The sequence below is a fragment of the Actinomadura sp. K4S16 genome (assembly GCF_008327685.1).
In the GTDB taxonomy this organism is placed as follows: domain Bacteria; phylum Actinomycetota; class Actinomycetes; order Streptosporangiales; family Streptosporangiaceae; genus Spirillospora.
Map to the genome: position 1 here is coordinate 1 of NZ_BDDE01000019.1, position 15,733 is coordinate 15,733.

12 protein-coding genes are annotated in these 15,733 nt (G+C 69.2%); 6 read left to right on the forward strand and 6 right to left on the reverse strand.

Translation table 11 applies throughout. From position 1 onward, the window contains the following. From K4S16_RS30080 to K4S16_RS30090, 3 genes are all read right to left on the reverse strand, one after another. A partial coding sequence (locus tag K4S16_RS30080; RefSeq protein WP_149262445.1) for a CHAT domain-containing protein occupies positions 1-3,089 on the reverse strand: 3,089 nt, incomplete at its 3' end. 189 nt (positions 3,090-3,278) lie between these two features. Then, entirely contained in the window at positions 3,279-4,118 is an 840-nt protein-coding gene (ddaH, locus tag K4S16_RS30085) for a dimethylargininase (RefSeq protein ID WP_149262446.1), read from the reverse strand. 143 nt (positions 4,119-4,261) lie between these two features. Beyond that, complete coding sequence (locus tag K4S16_RS30090; RefSeq protein WP_149262447.1) at positions 4,262-4,747, reverse strand: ATP-binding protein; 486 nt, start codon at positions 4,745-4,747, stop codon at positions 4,262-4,264. Between the two features lie 154 nt (positions 4,748-4,901). On the opposite strand from K4S16_RS30090, the gene K4S16_RS30095 reads away from it, so the two are divergent. Both K4S16_RS30095 and K4S16_RS46840 read left to right on the forward strand, forming a co-directional pair. Then, entirely contained in the window at positions 4,902-6,200 is a 1,299-nt protein-coding gene (locus K4S16_RS30095; protein ID WP_149262448.1) for an XRE family transcriptional regulator, read from the forward strand. 706 nt (positions 6,201-6,906) lie between these two features. Then, positions 6,907-8,127: a DUF5753 domain-containing protein gene (locus K4S16_RS46840; RefSeq protein WP_149262449.1), complete on the forward strand. Its 1,221-nt coding sequence runs from the start codon at positions 6,907-6,909 to the stop codon at positions 8,125-8,127. A gap of 239 nt (positions 8,128-8,366) precedes the next feature. On the opposite strand, the gene K4S16_RS30105 is transcribed toward K4S16_RS46840, so the two are convergent. Next, a complete protein-coding gene (locus K4S16_RS30105) occupies positions 8,367-8,915 on the reverse strand; it encodes a hypothetical protein (RefSeq protein WP_149262450.1) in 549 nt (182 codons plus the stop codon). A 534-nt stretch (positions 8,916-9,449) separates the two neighbouring features. Here K4S16_RS30105 and K4S16_RS30110 point away from each other — a divergent pair. Together K4S16_RS30110 and K4S16_RS30115 are read left to right on the forward strand one after the other, a co-directional pair. After that, positions 9,450-9,788 carry a PadR family transcriptional regulator gene (locus tag K4S16_RS30110; RefSeq protein ID WP_149262451.1) on the forward strand — a complete coding sequence of 113 codons (339 nt, stop codon included), beginning with the start codon at positions 9,450-9,452 and terminating at the stop codon, positions 9,786-9,788. After that, a complete protein-coding gene (locus K4S16_RS30115) occupies positions 9,785-10,339 on the forward strand; it encodes a hypothetical protein (RefSeq protein ID WP_149262452.1) in 555 nt (184 codons plus the stop codon). Before K4S16_RS30110 ends, K4S16_RS30115 begins: the two co-directional genes overlap by 4 nt. Positions 10,340-10,360: 21 nt before the next feature. Here K4S16_RS30115 and K4S16_RS30120 read toward each other — a convergent pair whose 3' ends face one another. After that, the gene (locus K4S16_RS30120; protein WP_149262453.1) at positions 10,361-11,884 is read right to left on the reverse strand and encodes a CdaR family transcriptional regulator; all 1,524 of its coding nucleotides are present in this window, start codon (positions 11,882-11,884) and stop codon (positions 10,361-10,363) included. 134 nt (positions 11,885-12,018) lie between these two features. On the opposite strand from K4S16_RS30120, the gene K4S16_RS30125 reads away from it, so the two are divergent. Together K4S16_RS30125 and K4S16_RS30130 are read left to right on the forward strand one after the other, a co-directional pair. After that, on the forward strand, positions 12,019-13,257 hold the full coding sequence (locus tag K4S16_RS30125; protein WP_149262454.1) for an FAD-binding oxidoreductase: 1,239 nt from the start codon (positions 12,019-12,021) through the stop codon (positions 13,255-13,257). Positions 13,258-13,324: 67 nt separating this feature from the next. Then, positions 13,325-13,927: a hemerythrin domain-containing protein gene (locus K4S16_RS30130; RefSeq protein WP_149262455.1), complete on the forward strand. Its 603-nt coding sequence runs from the start codon at positions 13,325-13,327 to the stop codon at positions 13,925-13,927. Positions 13,928-14,015: 88 nt separating this feature from the next. On the opposite strand, the gene lpdA is transcribed toward K4S16_RS30130, so the two are convergent. Further along, positions 14,016-15,419, reverse strand: coding sequence for a dihydrolipoyl dehydrogenase (gene lpdA / locus K4S16_RS30135; RefSeq protein WP_149262456.1), 1,404 nt, complete (start codon positions 15,417-15,419; stop codon positions 14,016-14,018). Positions 15,420-15,733 lie beyond the last annotated feature (314 nt).

Genomic DNA, 15,733 nt, shown 5'->3' on the forward strand with positions numbered 1-15,733 from the left:
AGAGCAGCGTGGACTCGGGTGGCGGCGGTCTGGAGGTTGCCAGTGCGGATGAGTGCTGTGGCTTCCCGGTCGAGCAGTCTGAGTCGGCTGCGGTGATCGTGTGGGGTCAGCGGGATGATTTCGCCGAGGAAGGCGGTGACCGATAGTTCCCCGAGTTGGGCAGCGATGGCCACGGCGGCTTGGTAGGCGTAGCCAGCGAGGTCGTCGTACTCCCGGAGCGCGGCGTGATGTCGCGCGATGTCGAGTAGATCCTCGTAGCTGCCTCTTCCGTCTTGGAAACGCGCGTTGCGCATGGCCAGCGCGCGGCGGTGGCGTTGGTCGGACTGATCAGACTGATCGACTTGGTGCAGGTTGGCTGCCGCGGCGATCCAGGGGTGCATGACGATCTCGCTGTCGGGGGCGGGGGACAGCAGGGTGAGGTCGGTCAGCCGATGGATCGCGATGGTGACCCGGCGTTGCCGGTCAAGGGTGGGAGCGTCGTGGAGCGCGCGGGTGAGGTCGAGGGGGGACATCGGTGCGGTGCTGACGGCAGCCTGCAGCAGGACCTCGATCTGCTCTTCGGTGAGCAGAGTGAGGAGGTGGCCCAGCAGGATGTCCCGGGTTCCCAGCAGCATGGCCTCGTCGACGGCCTGGGCGAGGGGGCGGGTGCCGGTGAGGACGATGCCCTGGGACGTGGCCAGGTCGCGGAGTTTACGAGTGACGTCGAACAGGTTCCCGCGGCCATGGCTGAGCAGGGCGTTGACGAACTCGATCAGCCGAGGGTGCCCGCCGATCGCCCCCACCAGGACACGACGATCCTCGGGCGGCAGGGTGGCGAGTTTGGGCATGCGGAGCAGCATCCGTCGCAGCTCGGCCGTCGAGAGCGGCGGTAGCGCCACCTGATGTAGCAGGCTCATGTCCGGCAGCGGATAGCGGCATGTGACCAGAATCTTCCCGCGCTGTGCCTGTTCGCACATGGCGGTGAAGATGTCGGCGAACCCCGGGTCGGTGAAAGCAGTGCCGTCGTCGGTGAGGTTCTGCTCGAAGTCGTCGAACACCACCAGCAGCGGCACCTGGCGCAACACCTGCCCGATGATCGCGACCTTGCCAGTGTCCTCCACCCCCGGGTCGGTCAGCACCTGCACGGCCTGCTCGAACCCGGTCTCCCCCCGCATGGCCTGGGCGACCGTGTTGATCAGCTCGGAGGGGTTCCACACACCGGTGTGAACAGCGGTCAGCCAGCCCTCATCGCCCAACCGGGTCTTGGCCCGCCCTGCCAGCGCGGTCTTACCAATGCCGCCGACTCCGGTCAGCACCACTCCGGCCACCGCCCCGTACTCACGGGCGCGGGGCCCGCCCCTCAGAACCGTCATCGTGGTCCGTAACTGCGGCCGCCGCCCGACCAGTGCCCCCAGCGGCAACTCCGCCACACTGCTACCCGCCGGAGGCCGCGTAGGTTGCGACAACGGCTGCGCCGCCCCGCCCGCGAGGCGGAGCGGCAGGTCATCGCCCGCCGACAGCAGAACGGCGGTCCCATATTCCGGTAGTGGCCGACTGGCAAGGTCGATCCGCTGCCTTGCAGCCTCCACGGCGGCGCGGGCTCGGCCCAGGGCCTGGGCGGGCGTAACGGACGGATCGCCGGCCAGCGCACTGTAGAAACGTGCGGCCAGGGAGGTGGCGTAGGAGTCGGTGACCGATGCCTGCATGGCCAGTACCCGGTCCGCCCCCCGCTCCACCAACAGCTCAGCGAGGCCCGGTCCTCCGTCACCGGTGGCCGCCGCGGCGGCACAGGCGGAGATCACCACCAGCGGCAGCGGGTTCTCACCCGCCCGCAGCACCTCCACCGTCCCGGCGGCGTCCACCTGTTCGGGGCGACCGTCCTCATCACACAGCTCCACCATGGTCGGTGAACCGTGCGCTGACAGGTGCAGGACGTGATACTGATCCTTTTGCAGGGCCGTAGCGATCTGCTGGGAGCTGGCCACCTCGAGCACCCGCACCTGCGCCCCATGCTGCTCGTGGGCATCGGCGACCGCGTCCAGCACCGCCTGCATCTCCGCCTCGACGTCCAACGGGGCACTGCGCGTCGAGCCCTCGTCGGGTGCCGAAACCGCCACCAGGATCTTCAACGGCCCCGGCAACGGACCCACCACCGCACCACCGGCACCGGGCACACGCCGCCGCACCCGCACCGCCGACATCGTCACCAGTGGGGCACCCGCCAGCCGCACCAGCTCCACCGGCAGGTCCGCCACCGACCGATCCAGCTCGAATACCACATCGACGGCTGAACCCAGCGGCGACGACATCACCAACCGCTCCAGATGCGCCGCAGTCTCCTCGGACCACAGCACCCCGGCCAGCGCCTCGCCCGCCTCAGCCAACCGCCGCTCCGCCATCGCGGCCGGGCCGCCCAGCGCTCTCCACACCCCGCCCAACCCCAACGGGAGCGCTCCCTCCCGCACCCCCAGAACACCGCCGGCCACCTGCGTCTCGGACCGGACTCGGCCGCTCTCAACGCCGACCCGCACCAGTACCTGATGCACCAACCCCGCGCCGACACGGGCAGGACCCGTCACCGAAGACGGCGGCTGAGAACGCGGCGGCAACGTGGGCACCGACCCGAGCGGCGGCGCGGTCTCGTACGGCTGGCCGGTCAGCAACCGCACCAACCGTTCCACCCCGGCCGCCGTGAATTCAGACACCTCGAAAGATGAGGATGTCTCAGCATCAAGGAAGTCGGGGATTTCTTCCTTCGAACGGCCGGGAAGCACGACGGGCAGGATCCGTTTCACATACGTCGGATAATCCCGGTAAAGCAGCTTGATCAAATGCCGCTTCTCCCAGCGCACCCCACGCCGCTCATCTGGCGGCGCGTCGTCGTCGGCCGCCCGCCGGTACTCCGGCGACGCGATCACCATGACGAAGTCGGCCGCCTGAACCTCGGTGCGCATCCATGTAGGCCAGTCCTGGCGCTCCTCCGCCGCCGGAAGATCCAACCGCGCATCGATCCCCTGAGCGCGCAACAATGTCCAGAACTCCCGCACCGACTCCTGATGCTCGTCAGAATCGTGCGCGTACGAAATGAACACCCGGACGCGATCCGACATGGCCACCCCCCGCCACAACGTCGTGACGCAACAGGCTAACTAGCCAACACCGCCAGCACAGCCAAATACAACGCACACAACCGAAACCGGCCACCCGTAAACAAGATCGAAATTATGGGGGAGGTGGACAGTTCCGACTCGCGACTGTTCGGCGGAGGTATCGGCGGGGGGTAGCCGACTGGGCAGCGCTCAGGAGCGGAGCTCCAGCGTGCAGCACTTCGGGCCGCCGCCCGCCTTGCGCAGCTCGGACAGGTCGACCGGGAGCGGCTCGTACCCGTGGACCCGCAGGGTGTCGATCAGCTCGACCGCCTCGGCGTTGATGACGACGTTGCGCCCGTCGCACACGGCGTTGAGCCCGAGCACGGCCGCGTCCGCCTCGCTCGCGAGGACCGCGTTCGGGAACAGCCGCTCCAGCACCGCCCGGCTGCCGGGGGAGAACGCGCCGGGGTAGTAGGCCACGTTGTCGCCGCCGAGGGGGAACAGCGCCGTGTCCAGGTGGTAGAAGCGCGGGTCGACGAGCCGGAGCGTCACCACCGGGCGGCCGAGGAACTCCTGCGCCTCCTGGTGCGCGGCGATGTCCGTCCGGAACCCCGTCCCGGCCAGGATGACGTGGTCGAGCGTGAGGAAGTCGCCCTCGCCCTCGTTGGTGTGCTGCGGCTCCAGCAGCTCGGAGAACCCGTTCTCCAGCAGCCACTTCGCGTACGCGGGCCCTTCGGCGTGCCGCTCCGGGTGCGTGAACTTCGCCCCGTACACACGTCCGCCGACCACCAGCGCCCCGTTGGCCGCGAACACCATGTCGGGCAGCCCCTCGATGGGGTCGATGAGGCTCACCTCGTGCCCGAGCGCGAGGTACGCCGCCCGCAGCTCCTCCCACTGCGCCACGGCCTTCGCCGCCTCGGCGCCGGCCACCGGGTCCATCCACGGGTTGATCGCGTAGGTGACGGCGAAGTGCTCCGGACGGCACATCAGGTAGTGCCTCCGCAGCGCGGTCCGGACGGCGGTCGGCTCCATTGCCGGCATGACGGTCATACGTGTCTCCAGGAACGTCCGAAGGGGGGATCGACTCAGCGAAAGCCTAAGAACGAAGGCCGCGCAATCCAATGCGCCAATCTTGCTCTGACCTGGTACTTCGTTGCGTCTTCCGGCTCTTCGTGCACGATTCGTTGCGCAGCTCAGCGGCCTCGGCCCCGGCCCGCCGCCCCAGACCCGCGCACCTCCAGCACCTGCGCCCACCACACGGTTTTGCCGCCGTCCGCCCCGGGGTGCCACCCCCACCGGTCGGCGGACGCGGCGACGATGGCCATGCCCCGATGCCCCTCGTCGGTGTCGGACGCCGCCATGAGCCGGGGCAGCCCCGGCTCGGGGTCGGTCACGTCCACGCGCAGCACCCCGTCCATCACCCGGAGCCGGACCTTGACCACCCCGCCGGCCCGCAACTCGTCCCGCACATGCCGGACGGCGTTCGTGACGAGTTCGGACGTCAGCAGCACCGCCACATCGATGTCGGCCTCGGCGACGCCCCACCCGTCCAGCGCGTCCCGCACCGCCCGCCGCGCCGCCCCCGGCGCCCGATCGGACAACCCCCATACATACGTCCGCGCCCGCCTCGCCCGCGTGATGCCGCCCCGCCGCAGCAGTGTGCTGATACGGCCGTCCATGCGCCTCGACCTCCGTTGTCCCGCTTCCGAGCGCGGGACGCGAATGTCCCGCGTAACTCAGTGAAACCGCGCGCACACGGACCGAGAAAGGCGACAATGGGGCCGTAGGAGGGACACAAGTCCGCTCGCGCCTCTCCGGTCGAAGGGTGCCCCCGTGACTGAACAGCCGCGCCCGCCATGGGCCGTACGCCTGGAAGCCGAACGCCGCGCACGCGGCTGGGGCCCGTTCAAAGCCGCCCGCCGCCTCTACGCCGCCGCCGGGATCGACCACCCGGACGCGAGCCAGGTCAAGAACCTCTCCCGGCAGATCAACCGGCACGAGAAAGGCGAGGTCTTCCCGTCCGACTGGGGCTCCGCCTACGCCACTGCGTTCGGTCTTGAGGAGAAGGACCTCTTCGGCCAGGAATCGCCCGTTTGCCCGACGGGTACCAAAGAACCGAGCGCCACTCCCGACGATCGGACCGACGACGTGAAACGCCGCGCAGCACTCCAATTACTCGCCGCCCTGGGCGCCGGAACGGCGATCCCTCCCGGAGCCCTGGAGCAGATCCTCTCCAGCATCGACCGCGCCCTCGATCGGCCCGTCGACCTGGAGGAATGGGAGAGCGCGATCCGCGAGTACGGCTTTCTCATCAACCGCCAGCCGGTCGGCTCGCTGATCAACGACCTGACCGCCGACATCATCGGCATCGGCGAACTCCTCAATCGCGGCGACGCGCCGCGTTCAGACCTGCTGCGCATCAGCGCGGGGCTGTCGTCGCTGCTGGCGATCGAGTTCGGTGACATAGGCAACCGGAGGGGTGCCCGCCTGACGTGGGGGACGGCGCGCCGGGCCGCCGACGCCTCCGGCGACCGCGACCTCCAGGTCTGGATTCGGGCGCGCGAAGCCGAGGAGGCTTTCTGGTTCGGGCTCTCACCGCAGGAGATAAGAGCCCGCACGGCCGAGGCCATCGCGATCGCTGATGGAAGGCCCAGCGGTGGCCTGCCAAGGGCCTACGCCGTGCGTGCCAGCGTCGCCGCGGAGCACGGAGACAGGGAAGCCGCCCGCAAGACGATGAACGACCTTTCGGAGTTGTTCGAGAACCTGCCGGACTCGGTGACGGAGGACCCGGCCACCTTCGGGTGGAGCGAAGCGCGCTTCCGCTGGAACGAGGCGTACATCTACACGTTGATGGGGGACGCCAAGGCCCGCCAAGCCGTGGACGACGCCCGCAGCCTCTACCCATCCGGAACCCTCGGCCCGATCGCCAACCTCGACGTCATCGAGGCAATGGGCGCCGTCCACAGCGGAGAGGTCGACGCAGGGCTCGCCCAGACCCTCACCACCCTGCAGGACCTGCCAGTGAGCCCCGCCCGCCGACGCATGACCGCCCAGATCCTCCACACACTCCCCGAGCGGGCGCGTGCCCTGCCTGCGGCACGAGAGCTGCGCGCACTGACCACCGTCACCTGACAGACCGCAGCCCGAAGCCGAGTCGTGGGATGTCTCTCCTCCCTGAGCTGTGTGAGGGCAGCACGACAGTGACGCCGCTCTGGATCGTCTAACAGGAGTTTGGAGTCGTGCCGGGCGGCAACGGTCCAATAGGCCTTCATGCCACAACCTCCATCCTCGTGTGCGAGGCGGTGATTGTCGGACTCCATGCGCTCAGTCCGCCGGCCCTGCTGGAGTCCAGGGCAGGCCAGTACTCATTCCCTTCCTTACGCTATGCCCGGCCTCATCTGGCCCGAATAAAGGAGATCAGCCCGGCGGCCGCTCCTGTAACGGCGACAGAGACCGAGGCTCCCATGATGAGAGCGCCCGCCGCAGACGATCCGCCCCATCGCCACACCACGAAGGCAGCGACCATGCCCGTGATGCCACCACTCAGCATCACATTAACCATCAGCAGTACCCGCACGATGAGCCGACAAGTCGTTGGGCTTCCGTACCACCAGTCGAAGAGCCTGTGCCGGTCGGGAGGGAGTTCTGGATGTTGCATGCCACCTCGCTGTGTCCAGGTCCCGGCGCCGCTGTGGCGCCGACTAGATCCAGATAGCCAGCCCGGGTGGTTGTTGCACCATGTCGCAACGACCACTTCGAGGGGGTGTTGCGGAAGATGGCAACGTTGGCTTAGTGAATCGAGTGGAACACTGAAGGTGCGGCCGCCGATGATGGACGCATGGCCGACATCGTCTCCCGGTACGCATCTGACCCGTCAACCTCGGGCAGGTTGAAGCCCCTGGACCCTAGGCTCAGCCCGGAGATACGGGTATGGGCCGAAGCGCTGCGCATGCTGTGGTTTCAGGTGGGGATGTCACAGAATCGCTTTGCCCACACCTATCACTTCGATAAGGGGACTATTTCACGCTACCTCAGTGGTACTCGCGTTCCCGGAGACCAAGCGTTTCTAGATCGTCTGTTGGCTATCAAAGCTGAGAAGGATCAAAAGGTATCCCCTGAAGTTCGCGCCCACCTGGCCGCGCTGCAAATGGAGGCACTGCAAGTTGCTCATCCGCAGGGGTACCGAGTGCGGATGGTCCGCGACGAGCTACACATCGCAGTCGTAAGCCAGCGTGCGGCTGAACGCTATGCTACGCAGCTGGAAGAGCAGCTTGCCGAACGCATTCGCCGCCACGATGGGCTGGAGGTCGCGTGGGACGCAGACCGTGCTGCCATGCAAGCCGAGCGTGACCGTCTCGAGGCTGAGATTATCGACATCACCAGCCAGCTGGACCACGCCCGTCGCCGCGCCACCGAGGCCGAACGTCGTTGCCAGCATCTTGAACAGCTTCTAGATCACTTCGAAACCTCCCGTAGCAACGCAGATGGCGTCCTATCCATTGAACCTCAGACGCTCATGGGTCTGGAGGAGTCTGCAGGGTTGATCCGCACATATGAACTGCAGTTGGTCCCAGGGCTACTGCAGTGGGAGGCGTATGCGCGTGCGGTGATACGCCTGAGCGGCAACGGAGCTGCCGAACACGAGATCGACCAGCGAGTGGAACTGCAGTTGCAACGTCAGGAACGCCTCACGGGCCCGGACGCGCCGCGCCTGTGGGCCGTGGTGGACGAGGGGGCGCTACGGCGCCCCATCGGCGGACCTGAAGTGATGCGGGGCCAGTTCGAGCACCTCATCGAGATGTCGAAACTGCCCAACGTCACCATCCAGATCATGCCGTTCAGGGTCGGAGGCCACAAGGCCAAGGGGGGCGGCTTCACGATTTTTCGACCCGAGCAGAAACTGCCGGACGTGGTTTACGTTGAGACCCTCACCGGCGAAATGTACCTGGATAAACCCAATGATGTCGACAGCTACCTGCAGGCCATGGAACGCCTGTGCGTCGACAGTGCGACCCCGGAGCGCACCGTCGAGCTTCTCAAGCATCTTCTTGATATGTGACCTGCGGCGGCGACGGGGCTTTCTGGTGCATACAAATGATTCGGTTCGCCTATTTTCAATGAGCTGACTCCAACCTCCATTGGCGTGGGGGGCGAGGGTGAGGATGGCCTGGTTGATGGTGGTCAGGTGGCTGGGCGAGCAGCGGCCTTCTGCGCGATGTGCCAGTGCGCAACGCGCCATGCGGCAGGGCCGGGGGCGGGGCTCGGCTCGCAGGTGCCGGCCCCGCCGTCGGCGTCCGGTTACTTGATCGGCTTGAGTTGCGTGTAGCGGATCAGCGGCGCGTCGCAGTGGCCGCCGGTGCCCTTGTCGAAGTCGAACCAGAACTCGATGGCGTTCTCGCCCATGCGGCCCCGGCCGATGGAGGTCCACTGGACCAGCTTGCCCTTGTGCCACTTGCTGTCCTCGACGGCGTTGCTCCCGGTGTAGCCGGGGCCGCCGGACAGGCGCCACTTGCCGGTGCTCTCATGGACGGCCAGCAGCGACCTGACCATCGAGTTCTTGTGGTTGCCCTTGGTCTTCTGGATGGCGTACCCCCACTCGACGACCGTGACGAGCGGGCGGCTCTTGGTCGGCTTGCCGTCGGTCTTGATGTAGCCCTTCCCCCAGCGCCCCTTCGCCTTGCAGGTGGCATAGGCGATGTACTTGGGCTTGCCGACCTTGGCCACGGTGACCTTCCCGGTCCCCGCGCCGGCGCCGGACGGGGAGGCGGAGGCCACCGGAGCGGCCGCCACCAGGCCCGCCGTGGTGAGCGCGGCAGCGGCGAGCGGCACGAACTTCTTCATCGACACGCTTGTTCTCCTCGAACGTATCTATGATCGCCACGCGTTTCCCGGAGGGCGCGGGCGATCGACGGCACGTCGATTATCGAGAGCGAAATCCACCCACCCCAGGGCCTCGGGTACCATTAATCAATGGGATCTCCGGCACTATCGACTCCACTGCCGGACGAAGGTTTCGTCCCAGGTGAACGATAGTGCGTGACGGCGCGTCCACAGCCCGCCACTGCCGCGTGACGCTCGCGTGAGACGCTTTCCTGTCATTGGTCGCGAATTAACTCACGGTTCACCGAAAATGTGCCCAGAGAGCGGAAGTAGGAATATAGGGGAGAGGTGAGAAAGCCGGTTCGTGAACACGTGCCGGTCTGATGCGAAATGGCCCCGAGGGGCCTTGACATCCGAAAGAGCGGCCAAGCGGCCCACGGCTGCGCCTGTTTCGACGCGTCCCTGTGCGGGCTCGCAGGCGCAGCGGTCCGGCCTGCTGAACTTGTCCATCGTTCAGGTCCTAGCTGGACGAGACATGTAGTTAGACGATATATATGCCGTATGAGTCGACCGATGCGGGAGCAGAGCTACCTGATCCTGCTCGCTCTCGCCCCTGAACCTCTGTACGGCTACGGCATCATCAGCGCGGTCGGGGAGTTGTCGGAGGGGCGGATCAAACTCGCCTCGGGCACCCTGTACACCGCCCTGGACCGGCTCGGCACCGAGGGTCTGGTCGACGTCCACCGCGAGGAGGTCGTGGACGGGCGGTTCCGCCGCTACTACACCCTCACCGGAGCCGGCCGCCAAGCCGTCGAAGCCGAGACCGAGCGCCGCGCCGCGTTGGCCGCCCGCGCCCGATCTCGCCTCTCCCTGCCCCGCATCTCCCCGGAGCTGGCATGAGCACTCGGTACGAGAACCGCTGCCGCCTTCTGCTGCGCGCCTACCCGCGCCACTACCGCGAGATCCGCGGTGCCGAACTGCTGGGCACGCTTCTGGACGCCGCCGAACCCGGACGCTCCACACCCACGCTGCGGGAATCATGGGCCGTCATCCGCGGCGGGCTGGCCACCCGACACCGCGTGCGCCCTCCCCTGCGCCACCTTCTTGCCTACCGTCTCCGGGGCAAGCGCGTTCCGTACAAGTATCGCTGGTGGGTCCGGGATGACATCTTGAGCCAGTGGGCCTCCGTACGCCTGCCGCTGTTGTGGGGGGTGTTCGTGTTGTCGCTGATGCTGTGGGATGGCTACTCCATCCGCAGGATCGCCATCGCGGCCATGGTCCAGACGCTAGGGATCGCTCTAATACTTTGGCGTGCGCGGCGCTATGGACCCGATCGATCCGATCGGGAACTGCTGTGGAAACACGAGTTCCTGCCTGACGGAACCCCCTTCGAGGCCTCTCGGCCGCAGCCGCCCGCACCCGCATCGGGAACGTCGCCCACTCCCGAATGACCGTTCCAGCCGACTTGCGGGCTATTCGAGGGTGGTCAGTTGGAGGCGGAGGGCCAGGCGTTTCTGGGGGGTCGACAGGTCTACGGGGGTGACCTCTGCCATGCGGCGTAGGCGGTGGCGGAGGGTGTTGGGGTGGACGTCCAGGGCCTGGGCCGTTCCCTTGGGGTCGCCGTAGTGGTCCAGCCACGCGGCGAGGGTCGGGAGGTAGGACGTTCCGTGCTTCTCGTCGTGGGCGCGCAAGGCCGGTAGGGGGCCGCCCAGGAGGTCGGTGCCGACGGCCTTTCTTGCGCGTTCCACGACTACGGCCTCCCAGGCGTCCTCCAGGAGGGCCGTTCCAGGGGTGAGGCGACCGGATGCGACTAGCGCGGCGAGTTCGGTGGCCTCGGTGCGGGAGCGGGGGAGGTCGGCGGGGGAGCGGGCCAGGCCGCCCGCCGCCGCGTAGAGGGTGCGGTCGTGCGCGCGGGCGCGGGAAAGGACGTCGCGCAGCCAGGGCATCGTGCCTGACTCGGCGGTGTCGCGGCCGGGCTCCGTCACCACCGCGAAGACCGTGCCGGCCAGGTCGGTGAGGAGGGGGCGGTGCCAGCCGTAGCGGCGGGTCAGGGCGTCCCACAGGTCGAGGCGCTGGCGGATGTCCTCGGGTTCGGCCTGGTTGCCGAGGACGGCCACGCGCCAGGGCGGCGGCGCCGGGACGGGCTGGGAGCCGTCCTGGAGCGCGGCGCGCAACTGGTCCGCCGAGACGCGGCGGGCGACGCCGGCCTCGGCGCGGAGGCGGAGCAGGTGCAGGGCCAGGACGGAGGCCAGGTCGGCCAGCCGCAGGACGCGGTCCGGGGGGATCGGCGTGCGCGCCACCACCCAGATCGAGCCGAGCCATTCGCCGCCGGCGCGGACCGGGATGACGAGGCGGGGCAGCATCCCGTCCGGTCCCGCGGGGACGAGGACGGGGGCGCTCGACCGGGCCAGCTTGCGGAACACGCCGGAGGCCCGCAGATGAGCGATGACCTGCGGCGGGACGCGGCGGCCGACGATCGTGGAGACGCGGGCCGGGTCGGTGCTGTCCTGGCGGCCCGAGTAGGCGAGGACGCGGGAGCGCGCGTCCTCCAGCGTCACCGGGGCGTCGGCGATCTCCGCCGCCGTGTCGGCCAGGGCGAACAGGTCGTCCCGCGGTCCGGACGGTCCCGGGAACGGTGCGGCGGCGCGGTCGATGGCGCCGCGCGCCAGCCAGATGACGTGCGTCCAGGACGCGTCCCGCTGGAGTTCCATGAGCGCCGGCTCCAGGCGGCGCGCCGCGGCCGCCACCTCGGCGGCCCCGGCGAGGGGCGACTTGAGCACGACGCCGCTCGCTCCCGCCGCGTCTGCGCGTTCCAGGAGCGCGACGGCGCCCGCCGGGTCCGTGACGCCCGCGCCGAGGACGATCTCGCCCGGCCGTCCGGCCGCCTCGCCCGGTTCGGCCAGCACGACGTCGTGCACCTGCGCGTCCCGGCCGGGCGCGACCAGGCGCAGCAGCCCCGGGCCCAGCGCGTCGACCAGGCCGGTCACGCTGATCATGCGTTCTCCTCCCTTTCCTCCATTGTGCGCTTCGCATCATGGTCGTCGTCCAGATTGGCCGAATGCGACAGGGGCATCGGCGGGCGGACGCATCACCATCGAAGTGACGTGATTCACGAAGGAGAGGAGAGGTCATGGCGCGCCGAGTCGCCGTCGTGGGGGCGGGCATGGTCGGTCTGTCCACCGCATGGTTCCTGCAGGAGCACGGCGACGACGTCACCGTGTTCGACCGGCGGGACGTCGCGGCCGGAGCGTCCTGGGGCAACGCCGGGTGGCTGACCCCCGGCCTGGCGACCCCGCTTCCCGAACCGGCCGTCCTCTCCTACGGCGTGCGCGCGGTGCTCAGCCCGTCGTCGCCGGTCTACGTCCCGCCGAGCGCGAACCCGCGCCTGCTGCGGTTCCTCGCCGGGTTCGCCCGCAACAGCACGGCGGCCCGGTGGCGGCGCGCGATGGAGGCGCTGGTGCCGATCAACGGCCGGGCGCTGCCGAGCTTCGACGCCCTGCTGGACGGCGGCGTCCGCGCGGAGACGAACGATGCCGGCTCCTTCCTCGCCGCGTACCGGACGGCGGACGAGCGCCGCGTCCTGCTGGAGGAGATCGAGCACATCCGCGCGGCGGGCCAGGAACTGGAGTACGAGGTCCTGACCGGCGACGAGGCGCGCCGGGTGGAGCCCGCGCTCTCGGACGAGATCGGCGCCGCGATCCTGCTGCGCGGCCAGCGCTTCATCAACCCCGGCGTGTTCGTGCACGCCCTCGCCGACTCCGTCCGCGACCGCGGCGGCAAGATCCGCGCGGGGGTGGAGGTCACCGACATCCGCGACGAGCCGGGCGGCGTGGCCGTCCGCACGGGCGGCAGCGACTTCGAGGCGTTCGACGCGGTGGTCCTCGCGAGCGGCGTGTGGCTCGGCGATCTCGCCCGGCGGTTCGGCGTCGGCGCGCTCGTCCAGGCGGGCCGCGGCTACAGCTTCAGCGTGCCGATGGAGCGCGTCCCGGACGGCCCGGTGTACTTCCCCGCGCAGCGGGTCGCGTGCACGCCGCTCGGCGACCGGCTCCGCGTCGCCGGGATGATGGAGTTCCGCCGCCCGGAGGCGCCGCTCGACCCGCGCCGGATCAGGGCGATCACCGAGGCCGCGCGCCCGCTGCTGCACGGCGCCGACCTGGACGCCCGGCAGGACGAGTGGGTCGGGTCGCGCCCCTGCACCCGCGACGGCCTCCCGCTGATCGGCGCCACCCGGTCGCCGCGGGTCTTCGCCGCGGGCGGCCACGGCATGTGGGGCATCACGCTCGGCCCGGCCACCGGGAGCCTCCTCGCGGAGATGATCGCGACCGGCCGCCGCCCCCGCGAGCTGGACCCGTTCGACCCGCTCCGCTGACCCCCCGGTTCTCTCCGGTTCGTCACCTTTCCTCCGGCCGCTCCGTCAATGCGGTGAAGGAGGAACGATGAGCGAATACGACTGGACCCTGATGTACGCCATGCACGACGCGTTGAGGAGGGAACTGGAGCACCTCGCCAAGGTCACCGCGCGCGAGGACGACGACCCCCGCCGCCTCCTCGCCGCGGCGGCGGGCTGGGAGCTGTTCAAGACGGCCCTGCACGCCCACCACACCGCCGAGGACGAGGCCCTCTGGCCCGTCGTCCGGAAGGCCCTCGACGGCCGCGGCGACGACCTGGCCCTCCTGGACGCGATGGAGGCGGAGCACGCCGCCGTCGACCCCCTGATCGAGGCCATCGACACGGGCGCCGAACCCGTGGGCGAACTCGTCGACGCCCTCGCCACCGCCCTCACCGCGCACCTCGCGCACGAGGAGAAGGAGGCCCTGCCGCTGCTCGACGCCACCCTGACCCTGGAGCAGTTCCAGAACTTCGGCCAGGCCCACGGCCGCCACGTCGGCCCGAACGGCCCGCGCGTGCTCCCCTGGATCCTCGACGGAGCGGACGAGGCGACGGTGGCGACCTCGCTGGCCGTCCTGCCCGAACCGGCCCGCGCCGCGTTCGAGACGCAGTGGCAGCCCGCCTACCGGGCCCTGAAGCGCTGGCCCTGACCCCGGAAGAACCCTAGAGAAACGGCGAGGCCGCCGCCACGGACGAACCGTGGCGGCGGCCTCGCGCCGTAGCGCCGGAGCGCCGGAATCAGAGGTTGATCATGTGCCCGGCCAGGCCGTGCACGGCCTCCTTCATGGCCTCGCCCAGGGACGGGTGGGCGTGCACGTTGCGGGCGACCTCGTTGACGGTGAGGTCCCACTGCTGCGCCAGGGTCAGCTCCGGCAGCAGCTCGGTCACCTCGGGGCCGATCATGTGCGCGCCGAGGATCTCGCCGTACTTCGCGTCGCTGATCACCTTCACGAAGCCCTCGCCCTCGCCGAGGCCGAGGGCCTTGCCGTTGGCGCTGAAGGGGAACTTCGCGGTCTTGACGTCGAAGCCCTGCTCCTTCGCCTGCGCCTCCGTCCAGCCGAACGAGGCGACCTGCGGCTGGCAGTAGGTGGCGCGCGGGATCATCACGTAGTCGAGCTCCATGGTCTCGGCGTCGGCGATGGTCTCGGCGGCGACGATGCCCATGGCCTCGGCGGCGTGCGCGAGCATCAGCTTCGCGGTGACGTCGCCGATGGCGTAGATGTGCGGGACGGACGTGCGGCAGCGGCCGTCCACGTCGATCGCGCCGCGCTCGGTCAGCGCGACGCCGGTCTTCTCCAGCCCGTAGCCCTCCACGTTCGGCTGGAACCCGATCGCCTGGAGCACCTTGTCGGCCTCCAGCACCTGCTGCGCGCCGTCCTTGCCGGTGACGGTGACCTTGACCTTCTCGCCCGAGTCGTCGATCGCGTCGACCCGGGTCGAGGTGAGGACGTCCACGCCGAGCTTGCGGTACCGCTTCGCCAGCTCCTTGGACACCTCGGCGTCCTCGTTCGGCACCATCCGGTCGAGGAACTCGACGATCGTGACCTTCACCCCGTAGTTGTGCAGCACGTAGGCGAACTCGACGCCGATGGCGCCCGCGCCCGCGATGACGATGCTGCCCGGCAGCTCGGAGCTGAGGATCTGCTCCTCGTAGGTGACGACCCGCTCCGACAGCGACGTGCCCGGCAGCAGCTTGGTGTGCGCGCCGGCCGCGATGATGCAGTTGTCGAACGTCACCGTCTCGCTCGACCCGTCCTGCCGGGCCACCTGCAGGGTGTTCGGGTCGGTGAACGTGCCGCGCCCGTCATAGGACGTGATCTTGTTCTTCTTCATCAGGAACTGGACGCCCTTGACGAGCTTGTCCGACACCTGGCGGCTGCGCTGGTAGGCGACGCCGTAGTCGAAGGACACGCTGCCCTCGACGTTGATCCCGAAGGTCTTCTGCTCCTGGGTGAAGATGTGCGCCAGCTCGGCGTTGCGCAGCAGCGCCTTCGAGGGGATGCAGCCGACGTTGAGGCACACCCCGCCCCAGTACCTCTCCTCGATGATCGCCGTCTTCAGCCCCAGCTGTGCCGACCGGATCGCGGCGACATAACCACCCGGGCCCGCGCCCAGGACCACGACGTCAAAGTGTTCGCTCATATCAATGGACGATATTCGCCGCGACCACGTGCTCGCATCCCGGCGGGCGCACCAGAGAGGGGCATCACGCGGCGCGGTCGCACCGGACGGCGGCGCGGCGGTCCGGGGGCGGCGCGCGGGGGCGCCGGGTCGGATGCGGCCGTCACATCCTGTTAGGGTTTCGGCAAGGTCTCCCTCCGATCACGATCCGCGGGAGCCCGTCGAACGACAGGGCGGCGCGCAAGGGGCGCGAGCCCGGAGCCGTCCCGGCCGCGGAGCCCGGCGGCGTCCCCTGGAACGGCGGAGCCACGGCGCCGGAACACCGCGCCCCGGCC